This is a genomic window from Rhizorhabdus sp., from assembly GCF_018006725.1.
Taxonomy (GTDB): Bacteria; Pseudomonadota; Alphaproteobacteria; order Sphingomonadales; family Sphingomonadaceae; genus Rhizorhabdus.
Map to the genome: position 1 here is coordinate 1 of NZ_JAGMXV010000039.1, position 12,391 is coordinate 12,391.

The following is a 12,391-nucleotide window of genomic DNA, read 5'->3' on the forward strand; positions in this document are numbered from 1 at the left end:
CCGCCACGCTGCGTGAGCTGCGCAATGAAGGCAGCATTCCGAAGTCGATCGGTTGGGACCTATCGGGTGCGCTGATCTGGCGTCCCTCGATGATCCAGAACGTAGTTTTCCGCCTGTCCGGCGCGGTGCTCGACCCGTCCAAGGGCTTTGCCGATCTGTTTACCAATTCACGCGGAGACAACCGATATTATTCGGTGCTGTTCAACGCGATCCTGACCTACTGAGGGCGTACATGGGGGCTTTGGGATCGATGACGACGATGCGATGGGCGGCTCGCGGCGCATTGGCGCTGGCGGCAGCGGTCGCCGCGCTGGTCTCGCTTCCCTCGGTGGCCCCCGCCTCCGAAGGCGAAAAGCCCGTTGCGCGCGTCTATCCCAAGTTTGGCGATGCTCCGCGCACGCAGGACTGGACACAGGCGGACGCCAAGAGCGACGGCTGCATCTCCTGCCACACCGCTTCCGATCGCAAGACGATGCACCAGAGCGAGGCGGTCGTCCTCGGCTGCGTCGACTGCCATGGCGGCGATCCGTCTGTACGGGTCCAGGCAGGCCTGCAAATGGCCGACGCGGCTTATGTTCAAGCGCGCGACAAAGCGCATGTGCTGCCTAAATATCCGAAGAGCTGGCACTGGCCGTCCTCGGCCAATCCAAAGCGCAGCTACACCCTGCTGAACAAGGAAGCGCCGGAATATATCCGCTTCGTCAATCCGTCGGATTATCGCGTCGCCCGCCAGGCCTGTGGCGCCTGTCACATTGAGATCATCCAGGCGGCCGAACGCTCGCTGATGTCGACCGGCGCGATGCTGTGGGGCGGCGGCGCCTATAATAACGGCATCGTCCCCTACAAGAATTACATTTTCGGCGAGGCCTACACCTCGGACGGCCAGCCGGCGCAGATCAAGTCGCCGGGCACCCCGGCCGGCACCGTGACGCCCGAGCAGAAAGCGCGCGGCGCCCTGCCCGTCATGTATCCGCTGCCGACTTGGCACGTCATCCCGCCAGGCGACATCTTCCGTGTGTTCGAGCGCGGCGGACGCACGATCAACAGCACCTTTGCCGAAATCGGTCTGCCCAATATCGGCGGCAACATCCAGCGTCTGGAGGAGCCGGGCCGGCCCGACCTCAAGCAGTCCAATCGCGGTCCCGGCACCGGCCTGCGCGTCGCGATCCCGGTCCTCAATATCCACAAGACGCGTCTCAACGATCCCTTCATGTGGTTCATGGGAACCAACGACCAGCCCGGCGACTATCGCAATTCGGGCTGCGCGGGCTGTCACGTCGTCTATGCGAACGACCGCGAGCCGAAGCACAGCCTGATCTACGCCAAATATGGCCGTGACGGTCAGACGGCGACGGTCGACCCGACGATCAAGGACAAGCTCGAACCCGCTGGCGACGGTCATGGCGACGGGCATGGCGGCGGCGGCCATCATGGCGCGCCCTCCCCCGATCATGACCGCAGCGATCATGGCGATGCTACTTCGCACGACGGCAAGGGCGTCGCTGGCCATCCGGTCGGGCCGATGAAGGAAAAGGGCCACCCGATCCAGCACGCCTTCACCAAGGCGATCCCGACCGCCCAGTGCATGAACTGCCACATGCACCAGCCCAACATCTTCCTGAACAGCTATCTCGGCTACACGATGTGGGACTATGAGTCCGACGCCCCGCTGATGTGGCCCGAGAAGCAGAAGAACCCGACGATCGCCGAGCGCCATGCGGTGCAGGAGCGCAATCCGGAGGCCGCCGCCGCGATCGGCAAATGGGGCGATCTGGATTTCCTGCGCAACGTTTATGACGATGTGAACCCGAAAGCGAAGGACACCCAGTTCGCCGACTATCACGGCCATGGCTGGAACTTCCGCGCCATCTACAAGCGCGACCGCGAGGGCAATCTGCTCGACGCCGATGGCAAGATCGTGTCGCCCGACGATCCCGAGAAGTTCCGCAAGAACGGCACCGGCATGTTTGCCGAGATCGGCGAGCAGAAGGGCAAGGCTGTCCACATGATGGACATCCATGCCGAAAAGGGAATGCAGTGCGCCGACTGCCACTTCGCGCAGGACAGCCATGGCAATGGCCTGATCTATGGCGAGGTCGCCAATGCGGTGGAGATCGGCTGCAAGGACTGCCACGGCACGCCGGATGCTTTCCCGACGCTGCGCACCTCGGGGCCGGCGGCGCCTCCGGGCGGGACCGACCTGTCGCTGCTGCGCAACCAGGACGGCAAGCGCCGCTTCGAATGGACCGTCGACGCCAAGGGCGAGCGTGTCCTGATCCAGCGCTCGATCGTCGACCCGAAGATCGAGTGGAAAGTCTCGCTGGTCCGTGAAGCGGTCGACCGGTCGAGCGCGCACTTCAATCCGCTCGCCGCCCGCGCCAAGCTGATGGGCAAGGACGGGGTTGAAACGGGCAAGTTCAGCTGGGGCCCCGGCATCGCGCCCGAGGACCGTGCGCACAATGTCGACAACATGGCCTGCTTCACCTGCCATCTGTCGTGGACGACGTCGTGCGGCGGCTGCCACCTGCCGATCGAGGCCAATTGGAAGACGACGACGCACAAATATGACGGCGCCGAGACGCGCAACTTCGCGACCTACAACCCGCAGGTCGCGCGCGACGAGATGTTCCAGCTGGGCATTCACCAGACCACCAAGGGCAACATCATCGCCCCGATCCGGTCCACCTCGGCGCTGGTCCTCTCCTCGACCAACCTCAACCGCGAGCGGATCTACATCCAGCAGCCGCCAATCTCATCGGCCGGCTATTCGAGCCAGGCCTTCGCACCGCACTTCCCGCACACGGTCCGCAAGACCGAGACGAAGCGCTGTACCGATTGCCATCTGTCGCAGGACGACGACAACAATGCGATCATGGCGCAGCTCAACCTGCTGGGGACGAACTTCGTCAACTTCGTCGGGCTGAACGCCTGGACCGGCCTGGAAAAGGGCATCGAGGCGATCCGCGTGACCGAATGGAGCGAACCGCAGGCGGTAATCGGCTCCTATCTGCACAAATATGCCTATCCCGACTGGTACAAGCAGCATCTGTCGCACGACCGCGAACTGATCGAATGGGTCCGCGGTACGCGCTTCGGCAAGAAGCTGTCGGGCGAGCCCGACGCCGTCGAGGAATTCGCCAACACCCATCATCCGACCAATGGCGCAGCCCGCTGCGTCCAGCTGCGCGGGGAATATTTCTTCGTGGCCGAAGGCAAGGGCGGCTTCCGCGTCTATGACGTCGCCTCGATCGCCAACAAGGGCACCTCGCAGCGCATCCTGACGGCGCCCTTCTCCCCGCTCGGCCAGGACACGCACGTCGCGAGCAACAATGCGACCTGCATGGCGCTGCCGACGGGCCAGCCGATCTCGACCGAGCGCAACGATCACATCGTCAAATATTACCCCGAGAACCAGGAACAGAAGATGGGCGAGATCTATCGCTACGCCTTCGTCACGGACTCGGTGGAAGGCCTGATCGTCGTCAATGTCGAGACGCTGGCCGATGGCGAGCCGCGCAATAACTTCCTGAAGCGGACAGTGACCTGGAACGCCAACAACATCCTGGCGGGTGCGCGTCACATCACTCTCGGCGGCAACTATGCCTATATCACGGCCAATATCGGCCTGGTCGTCGTCGACCTGACCGATCCCAAGGCGCCGAAGCTGGCCGCGACGATCCCGCTGCGCGACGCCCGCGCCTCGGCGCTACAGTTCCGCTATCTGTGGGTAACGACCGCAGATGGCCTGCAACTGATCGACGTGACCCACCTCGACCGACCGGTGCTGGTACCCGAAGCGACTGTGCCGCTGGCAAACGCGCAGCGTGTCTATCTCGCCCGCACCTATGCCTATGTCGCCGCGAAGCAGGACGGTCTGGTCATCATCGACATCACCCGCCCGCTGAAGCCGAAGCTCTATCAGAAGGTGACCTTCGATGGCCGCCTGAACGATGCGGAAGACGTGATCGTCGGCACCACCAACGCTTCGTTGTTCGCCTATGTGGCGGATGGACGGAACGGGTTGAAGGTGATCCAGCTGACCTCGCCCGACAGCCAGCCCAATTTCTACGGCTTCTCGCCTGCGCCGAAGCCCGAACTGATTGCCTGGGCGAAGACGCCGACGCCGGCTCTGTCGCTGTCCAAGGGCCTCGACCGTGACAGAGGCGTCGACGAGAGCGGCAATCAGATCGCGATCTTCGGTCGTGTGGGGTCGCGTCCGTTCAAGCGCAACGAGATGGAGAAGCTCTATCTCAACTCGCGGGGCATGCCGTGGAAGGTCAGCGACGCTGCGGACCTCAACGACTATGTCCCGAACCGGACGCTGGCAAAGCGCTGATCGACCGGCCGGCCTACCCCTCCGCCTGCAGGTTCAGGCGCGGGGGTGGGCGTTGCGATAGACGTCCATCAGATGCGCGGTATCGACGCCGGTATAGACCTGCGTCGACGACAGGCTCGCATGGCCGAGAATCTCCTGGAGCGAGCGGAGATCGGCGCCCCGGCCGAGGAGATGGGTCGCAAAGCTGTGCCGCAGCGCATGGGGGGTCGTCCGCTCATCCAGACCCAGCCGCACCCGCGCCGCGCGCACGGCCTTGCGGATCAGTTCGGGCGCAAGCGCCCCGCCCCGCGCGCCTCTAAAAAGCGGCTCGTCGCGTGACGTGCCATAGGGGCAGAGCCGGACATAAAGTTCCAACGCCTCCCGCACCGGGGGCAACATCGGCACCACGCGCGTCTTGCCGCGCTTGCCGGTAACCTGCATCGTCTCGCCGAGCGGCAGGATCGCCCCCGTCAGACCTACTGCCTCGCCGATGCGCAGACCGGCGCCATAGAGGAGCAACAGCACAGCCTGATCGCGCGCGGCGATCCACGGCGCGCTGGCGGACTCGGCGGCATCCTCGACGATATCCTGCACGTCGCTGGGGGCGACCGGCCGAGGCAGGCCCTTCTTCGTCCTCGGGCCGCGGATGTTCACCCGCTTCGGCACACCCGACGCTTCTCCCGCAAAGGCGAGGAAGGCACGAACTGCGGAAAGTTCGCGTGCGGCCGAGACATTGGCGAGACCGCCGGAACGCCGTTCGGCCAGAAAAGCGCGCAAGTCCCCTCGTTCGATTCCGGTCAGCGCGGCGGCATCGACTGGCCGCCCCAGATGCTGCCCCAAAAAACCGACCAGACGGTGCGCGGTGGCGACATAGGCGCGCACCGTGTGCGCCGAGCGCCGCCGGTCGCGCAGCAGATGTTCACTCCACTGCGCAGCCAGAAGTCGCGCGGGATGATCGTCCAGATGGGGTGTCTGCATCGTGCCGAGCATAGGCCCGGCCCCCGCGTCAGGGAAGCAGCCAGCGCAGAACGAGACGCGAGAGCATCGCCCCGAGGAAGGTCAGCAGCTCGGAACCGGCCCGGTTGTCGAACCCCATAGGCCGCCGCTGTCCGAGCATGAGAATGCCGCCAGGCAGAGGCCCATCGACGGGAAGCCTTATCAGCGCCTCGGCCCGGATCAGTTCGGAGGCCGGTCCGAACAGCGGGTGGCCGCGATCGACCCCGCGCATCACGACCGCATCGACGCCTTCGATCGAGCGTTCGATCAGCCGGCGCTCGACGAACTGGACGCCGGAGGCATCGGCGCGCAGTCCGCCTTCATCGACAAACAGCGCCATCGATACGGCATCGAGGCCCAATATGTCGGGCCACATCTGTGTGACGATATGGATCAGATGATCGAGGCTCTCGGCCTCGGTTGCTGCCAATAGTGCAGAGTGGATCGAGGAGACCGCGCCCGAATGGCCGCGGGCGAAGGCGATGAGGTCCTGATTGGCCTCTTCGACCTCGGCAACCCGCCTCTTTAGCGACGCCATCGCGCCGACTTCGAAGTCGATCACGCTTCCCATGTCGGCAGTCTAACCGACAATGGTTAACGCACAATGGCGATAGCGCGATTTCGGATGTCCCCGGCGGAATCGCGCAGGGGTCCGCTCAGTGGCCCGCCTTCTGCTGCTCCCACTGGCGGAACTTCTGGACGAGACAGCCGCTCGCCCCGCCGGCGCCGGAGGCCGAACAGGAGCCGATTCCGCTGGCGCCCGCATCGAGCAGGCGATGCCGTTCGCGCGACACGCCTTCGACCGACATGTCGGAGAAATCGAAGCCGGGATCGCGAAGGCTCTCGGGAATGCGATAGCGCTCGCTCCCCTGCCCGCGCCGGCAGACCACTATCTCTCCCCGCTTGCCCCGCTGGCAGTCGGTCGCGGCGGCGATGGCCTTGTCGAGCGGCATCGCCGCCAGCGCGTCCGCCAGCAGGAGGAGCAGAGCGATCAGAGAATGCTCTGGCCCGTCTTGGCCCAGTCGGCCATGAAGCCCTGGATGCCCTTCTCGGTCAGCGGGTGGTTGAACAGCGCGCGGATGACCGAGGCCGGCGCAGTCATCACGTCGGCGCCGATCTTGGCGGACTCGAGCACATGTACCGGATGCCGGACGCTGGCGACGAGGATCTCGGTCCCGAAGTCATAATTGTCGTAAATCTGGCGGATGTCGGCGATCAGTTGCATGCCGTCGAAACCGATATCGTCGTGCCGACCGACGAAGGGCGAGATGAACGCCGCGCCGGCCTTGCCCGCCAGCAGCGCCTGATTGGCGGAGAAGCAGAGGGTGACGTTGACCATCGTGCCATCGTCCGACAACGCCTTGCAGGTCTTCAGGCCGTCGATGGTCAAAGGCACCTTGATGCAGACATTGTCCGCGATCTTCCGCAGGACTTCGGCTTCCTTCATCATCGTTTCATGGTCGAGCGCGACGACCTCGGCCGACACGGGCCCGTCGACGATCTTGCAGATCTCGGCGATGACGTCGACGAACTGCTTGCCCGACTTGGCGATCAGCGAGGGGTTGGTGGTGACGCCATCGAGCAGGCCGGTGGCGGCCATTTCGGCAATGTCGGCGGTATCGGCGGTGTCGATGAAGAATTTCATGAAACGGGGTCCCTCTGGATCGGCGATTGTTGCCGAGCCCTATAGCGATGCGCCCCGCCGCCGACCAGCTTTTGTCCTGTCGGTCGACAGGTCTTTTCGTTGCAGCCGCTGCGCCGCATCCCTATCGACGCAGGCATGGCCCGCGCCCATGTCCTCCTGCTCAATCCCGCCCTCGGGCCGCTCGACTATCGGGCGGATCGGGAGCATGTGATTGAACCCGGCAGCATCGTGCTTGCCCCCCTCGGCCCGCGCCAGCTGGTCGGGGTCGTGTGGGAGGAAGAAAGCCTGCCGTCGCACGATCAGGTCGGCGACAATCGGCTGCGGCCGCTGCTCGGCGTCTATGATGTCCCTCCGATCGCGGCGCCGCTGCGCCGGCTGATCGAGTGGACATCCGACTATTATCTGGCGCCGCCCGGCGCGGTGCTGCGCATGGCGCTGCCATCGTCGAGTGCGCTGGACGGCGCGCGGACGATCACCGAATATCGCGCAACCGGCGAGCGGCCGGGCCGGATGACACCGCAGCGCGAACAGGCGCTCGACCGCATCGGCCAGCGGCAGGGGCTGATCCGCGAATTGGCAACGATCGCAGACGTCTCGGACGCGGTGATCCGGGGCCTCGTCAAGGCGGGCGCGATCGAGGCGGTCGAGGTGTCGATCGACACGCCCTGGCCCCTGCCCGATCCCGATCATGCTCCCCCGCATCTGTCCGACGAGCAGCGACTGGCGGCGGGGACGCTGGCCGACGCCGTGATCGCGGAAGAGTTTCACCCCTTCCTGCTCGATGGAATCACCGGTTCGGGCAAGACCGAGGTCTATTTCGAGGCGATCGCCGCCGCGCTACGCCAGGATCGCCAGACGCTGGTCCTGCTGCCCGAGATCGCGCTGACCGAGCCCTTCCTCAAACGGTTCGAGGCACGCTTCGGCCATCTGCCGGTCGCCTGGCACAGTGAGCTTCGCCAGTCGCAGCGCCGCCGCGCCTGGCGCGCCATATCGCGCGGAGAGGCGCGCGTCGTCGTCGGCGCCCGTTCGGCTCTGTTCCTCCCCTATCGCAATCTCGGTCTCATCGTCGTCGACGAGGCGCATGAGACCAGCTTCAAGCAGGAGGACGGCGTCCTCTATCATGCGCGCGATGTCGCGGTGATGCGCGCCAAGCTGGAAGCGATACCGATCATCCTCGCCTCTGCGACACCCGCGATCGAGACACGGCAACAGGCGGCGATCGGGCGCTACACCGAACTCAAGCTGACCTCGCGCCATGGTGTGGCCGAACTGCCGACGATCGAGGCGATCGATCTGCTCAGCGATCCGCCGCCGCGCGGCCGCTGGCTCGCGCCGTCGCTGGTGCGCGCCCTGTCGGACCGGCTTGAGCGCAAGGAGCAGAGCCTGCTCTTCCTCAACCGGCGCGGCTACGCCCCGCTGACGCTGTGCCGGACCTGTGGCCACCGCTTCCAATGCCCCAACTGCACCGCCTGGATGGTGGAGCATCGGCTGCTCAGCCGGCTTCAATGCCACCATTGCGGGCATGTCATGGCGCCCCCGGTGGCCTGTCCCGAATGCAAGGACGAGGACAGCCTGGTCGCCTGCGGCCCCGGCGTCGAGCGCATCGCAGACGAGGTGACGATGCTCTTTCCCGAGGCGCGCATTGCCATCGCCACCTCGGACACACTTTCCACCCCTGCCAAGGCGGCCGAATTCGTGGAACGGATGGAGGCCGGCGACATCGACGTCGTCGTCGGCACCCAGCTGGTCACCAAGGGCTATCATTTTCCCGAGCTGACCCTCGTCGGCGTGATCGATGCCGATCTGGGCCTTTCGGGCGGTGACCTGCGTGCGGCCGAGCGCAGTTTCCAGCAGATCGCCCAGGTCGCCGGCCGTGCCGGTCGCGGCGAGAAACCGGGCCACGTCTTTATACAGACCCATTCGCCCAAGGCGCCGGTGATCCAGGCGCTGCTGTCGGGCGATCCGCAGAGCTTCTACGACGCCGAGACCGAGGCCCGCCGCATGGCCGACGCCCCGCCCTTCGGCCGCTATGCCGCAATCATCATCTCGTCAGAAAAACTGGATGAGGCCACCACGACCGCGCGACTGATCGGCCGCACGGCACCCGCCGTCGAGGGCATGCACGTCTATGGCCCCGCCCCCGCACCGCTGGCAATGCTGCGCGGGCGCCATCGGCAGCGCCTGCTGGTACACGCTCGACGGACACTCGACGTTCAGCGGGTCATTCGCGACTGGCTGGGCAGTCTCGAATGGCCGCGCGGCGTCCGCGTCGCGGTCGACGTCGATCCCTACAGCTTCCTGTGACCGCCGACATGGGAGGCCCCTTGATGTTGCCGCCGCCAAGTGCTGAAACCCGTCCATGAAAGCCGGGGGCCTTTTCACCATCAGATCGATTCTGCTCGTCGCCGCGACCGTGGTCGCCGGAGTGCTGTTGGGCGATCCGGCCTGGGCGTCGACAGCTGGTCCCGCCCAAAGCGGAGCGCTCGACCGCGCGATGACGACGATCGCGAGCGACGGTCGCCCGCTGTCGCTGTCGCTGCAGATCCTGGTCCTGATGAGCCTGCTGACGGTTCTGCCGTCGCTGGTGCTGATGATGACCAGCTTCACGCGGATCATCATCGTTCTCTCGCTGCTGCGCCAGGCACTGGGCCTGCAACAGACCCCGCCCAATCAGGTGCTGGTCGGGCTGGCGCTGTTCCTGTCGCTGTTCATCATGAAACCGTCGATCGACCAGATGAACGCCACCGCCTTCAAACCCTATGGGGCCGGCCAGATCACGATCGAGGAAGCGATCACCCGCAGCGGATCTGTCCTCCACCGCTTCATGGTCCTGCAGACCCGCCAGACCGACCTCAAGCTGTTCGCCGATCTGGCCAAGGCGCCGCGCTTCGCCCGCCCCGCCGACATCCCCTTCTCGATCCTGCTGCCGGCCTTCGTCACCAGCGAATTGAAGACCGCCTTTCAAATCGGTTTCCTCATCTTCCTGCCTTTCCTGATCATCGACCTCGTCGTCGCATCGACGCTGATGTCGCTCGGCATGATGATGTTATCGCCTGCCATTATTTCCATGCCTTTCAAGCTGTTGCTATTCGTTCTTGTGGACGGATGGGCACTGACCATGGGCTCGCTCGCGGCGAGTTTCGCGACATGAGTACGGCGGCATCCGACCTGAGTCAGCGCCATGGATAGCGCTGCGTCTCCCGAATATTTCATCGGGATCGCGCAGCAGGCGATGTGGATCCTGGCGTTGATCTCGATGCCGGTCCTGCTGCCGGCGTTGATCGTCGGGATCGTGCTGGGCATGATCCAGGCAGCCACCTCGATCAACGAGCAGACGCTGAGCTTCGTGCCCAAGCTGATCATCGTCGGCGCGGCTCTCGCCATCTTCGGCGGAGCCATGCTGATGCTGCTCGCCGATTTCACCCGCGAGCTGTTCGCCCGCATACCGGACATGCTGCGGTGATACCCCAGGGTCTGGCCGGGGTCGAAACCCAGCTATGGCTATGGATGATCGCGATGATAAGGCCGGGAGCGGCGTTCATCGCGGCTCCGGTCTTCGGCGCTCCGCAGGTGCCGGTCCAGGTCCGTGCGGTGGTCGCGCTGGCGCTCGGCATTCCCGCTTTCGCCAACACGCCGTTCGTCCTGCCGGTCGGCGGGATCGTGAGCATCGACGGCGTCTTCCTGGTCGCAGGGGAAGCGCTGATCGGGCTCGCACTGGGCTTTGCGGTTCAGATCGGCTTTTCGACGGCGCTGCTGGCGGGTGAGGTCGTCAGCAATGCCATGGGTCTCGGCTTCGCATCGATGATGGACCCTGCGACCGGCGCCACCTCGCCGGCCGTCTCGCAATTTCTCTCGCTGCTGGCGATGTTCCTGTTCCTTGCGACCGGCGGCCATCTTCAGCTGGCGGCGATCATCGTCGAAAGCTACCAGGCCCTTCCGCCCGGCCAGGGCGGCCTTGGCGGCAACAGCATTCAGGGACTCGTCCTGTTCGGTGGCGAGCTGTTCTCCGCGGGGCTTGCGATCGCCCTGCCCGTCGGCTTCGCAATCATCCTCGTCCAGCTGGTCATGGCGATGCTCGCGCGCTCGGCTCCGCAGATGAACATCTTTGCGGTGGGTCTGCCCGCGACGCTGATGGCGGGGATCGTCCTCATCGCCATCGCCTCCCCGGTCATGGCCGACGGGATCGCCTCCTCGCTCCAGCGCGGCCTGGCCGAGGCGCGCATGCTCGCGGCAGGAAAATAGGCGATGGCCGACGGTCCCGAGGACGACGAAAAGACAGAAGCCCCGACTGCCAAGCGGCAGAAGGACGCGGAAGAGAAAGGCGACGTCCTCCAATCCCGCGAACTGGGTACCGCACTGGTGATGATCGTCGGGGCGGCGTGGATCGCCATGGCGGGCCCCTGGACGATCGGATCGCTGCGCCGGATGCTGGCCAATGGCCTGTCCTTTGACGCTGGCTCGCTCGAACGCTTCGATCCGCTGTCGGCCTTCCTGTCGCTCGTCGTAACCGTGGCGCTGCCGCTGGTGGTGCTGCTCGGTCTCACCCTCGCCGCTGCGATCGCCGCGCCTGCCCTGCTGGGATCGCTCGGTTTTCGCTGGTCGGCGATCGGGTTCAAGGCCAACAAGCTCAATCCCGCTGCGGGCCTGAAACGGATGTTCGGTACGCAGGGGCTCATCGAACTCGGCAAGGCGCTGCTCAAGATCCTGGTGCTCGGCGCGGTCGGCTACTGGCTGCTGATGGACCAGATTGCGAGCATCGTGACGCTCGGCCGACAGGACCTCAGAACCGCACTCGACGAGTTGGGTTCGTCCTTCACCTTCGCTGTTCTGGTTATGACGATGGCGCTCGCGATAGTCGCTGGCGCCGACATTCCCGCGCAGATTTTCCAGCGCGCCAAGCGGCTTCGCATGTCGAAGCAGGAGATCAAGGAAGAAGGCAAGCAGACCGAAGGTTCGCCGGAACTCAAGGCCGCAATCCGGTCCAAGCAGATGCAGGCTGCCAAGGGATCGGCGCGCAAGGCGGTGATCGACTCAACGGTCGTTCTGACAAACCCCACCCATTTCGCAGTGGCATTGCGCTATCGGCCGGGGTTCGACGTCGCCCCCGTGGTGCTTGCGCGCGGGCGCGGCGCGACCGCACAGGCGATCAGGGAGCTTGCAACCGAGAATGCCGTGCCGCTGCTGTCCTATCCGCAGTTGGCGCGCGCCATCTATTACACCAGCCGGTCGGGTCAGATGATCCGCGAGGACCTGTTCATCGCGGTCGCAGCGATCCTCGCCTTCGTCTTCAACCTGGACCGGGCGATGGCAGAGGGCATCGTGCAGCCCGATGTCGACGTGCCTGCCGGCGCCCGTTTCGACGAAGAAGGCCGCAAGATCGGGTGACACGCAGCGCGCTCACCGCGCCGAACTTGGTTAGCAGGCGTTAGGAAAAT

Annotated in this window: 10 protein-coding genes and 1 pseudogene; 7 read left to right on the plus strand and 4 right to left on the minus strand. The window is 65.2% G+C overall.

All coding sequences use genetic code 11. The features are described 5' to 3' along the window. Both KAY22_RS08070 and KAY22_RS08075 read left to right on the plus strand, forming a co-directional pair. Positions 1-224: pseudogene (locus KAY22_RS08070) on the plus strand (hypothetical protein); the annotation flags it as partial. A 35-nt stretch (positions 225-259) separates the two neighbouring features. After that, positions 260-4,336 (plus strand): multiheme c-type cytochrome, encoded by a 4,077-nt coding sequence (locus tag KAY22_RS08075; protein ID WP_296622104.1) that lies wholly within the window; start codon positions 260-262, stop codon positions 4,334-4,336. A 33-nt stretch (positions 4,337-4,369) separates the two neighbouring features. Here the strand turns inward: KAY22_RS08075 and KAY22_RS08080 are convergent, their stop codons facing one another. From KAY22_RS08080 to fsa, 4 genes are all read right to left on the minus strand, one after another. Then, positions 4,370-5,305, minus strand: a complete 936-nt coding sequence (locus KAY22_RS08080; protein WP_296622043.1) for a tyrosine recombinase XerC — start codon at positions 5,303-5,305, stop codon at positions 4,370-4,372. A 16-nt stretch (positions 5,306-5,321) separates the two neighbouring features. After that, positions 5,322-5,882 carry a DUF484 family protein gene (locus KAY22_RS08085; protein ID WP_296622046.1) on the minus strand — a complete coding sequence of 187 codons (561 nt, stop codon included), beginning with the start codon at positions 5,880-5,882 and terminating at the stop codon, positions 5,322-5,324. 85 nt (positions 5,883-5,967) lie between these two features. Then, the gene (locus tag KAY22_RS08090; protein ID WP_296622049.1) at positions 5,968-6,264 is read right to left on the minus strand and encodes a hypothetical protein; all 297 of its coding nucleotides are present in this window, start codon (positions 6,262-6,264) and stop codon (positions 5,968-5,970) included. 38 nt (positions 6,265-6,302) lie between these two features. Further along, positions 6,303-6,956, minus strand: coding sequence for a fructose-6-phosphate aldolase (gene fsa / locus KAY22_RS08095; protein WP_296622052.1), 654 nt, complete (start codon positions 6,954-6,956; stop codon positions 6,303-6,305). Positions 6,957-7,091: 135 nt separating this feature from the next. Here fsa and KAY22_RS08100 point away from each other — a divergent pair, with 135 nt between their 5' ends. The 5 genes from KAY22_RS08100 to KAY22_RS08120 are packed head-to-tail and all read left to right on the plus strand — an operon-like array spanning position 7,092 to position 12,341. Further along, positions 7,092-9,260, plus strand: a complete 2,169-nt coding sequence (locus KAY22_RS08100; RefSeq protein WP_296622054.1) for a primosomal protein N' — start codon at positions 7,092-7,094, stop codon at positions 9,258-9,260. 55 nt (positions 9,261-9,315) lie between these two features. Continuing rightward, positions 9,316-10,107: a flagellar type III secretion system pore protein FliP gene (gene fliP, locus KAY22_RS08105; RefSeq protein WP_296622057.1), complete on the plus strand. Its 792-nt coding sequence runs from the start codon at positions 9,316-9,318 to the stop codon at positions 10,105-10,107. Positions 10,108-10,137: 30 nt separating this feature from the next. Beyond that, entirely contained in the window at positions 10,138-10,419 is a 282-nt protein-coding gene (gene fliQ / locus KAY22_RS08110) for a flagellar biosynthesis protein FliQ (protein ID WP_296622059.1), read from the plus strand. Next, entirely contained in the window at positions 10,416-11,198 is a 783-nt protein-coding gene (gene fliR, locus KAY22_RS08115; protein WP_296622061.1) for a flagellar biosynthetic protein FliR, read from the plus strand. The genes fliQ and fliR overlap by 4 nt, the downstream gene beginning before the upstream one ends. A 3-nt stretch (positions 11,199-11,201) precedes the next feature. Beyond that, positions 11,202-12,341 (plus strand): flagellar type III secretion system protein FlhB, encoded by a 1,140-nt coding sequence (locus tag KAY22_RS08120; RefSeq protein WP_296622063.1) that lies wholly within the window; start codon positions 11,202-11,204, stop codon positions 12,339-12,341. Positions 12,342-12,391 lie beyond the last annotated feature (50 nt).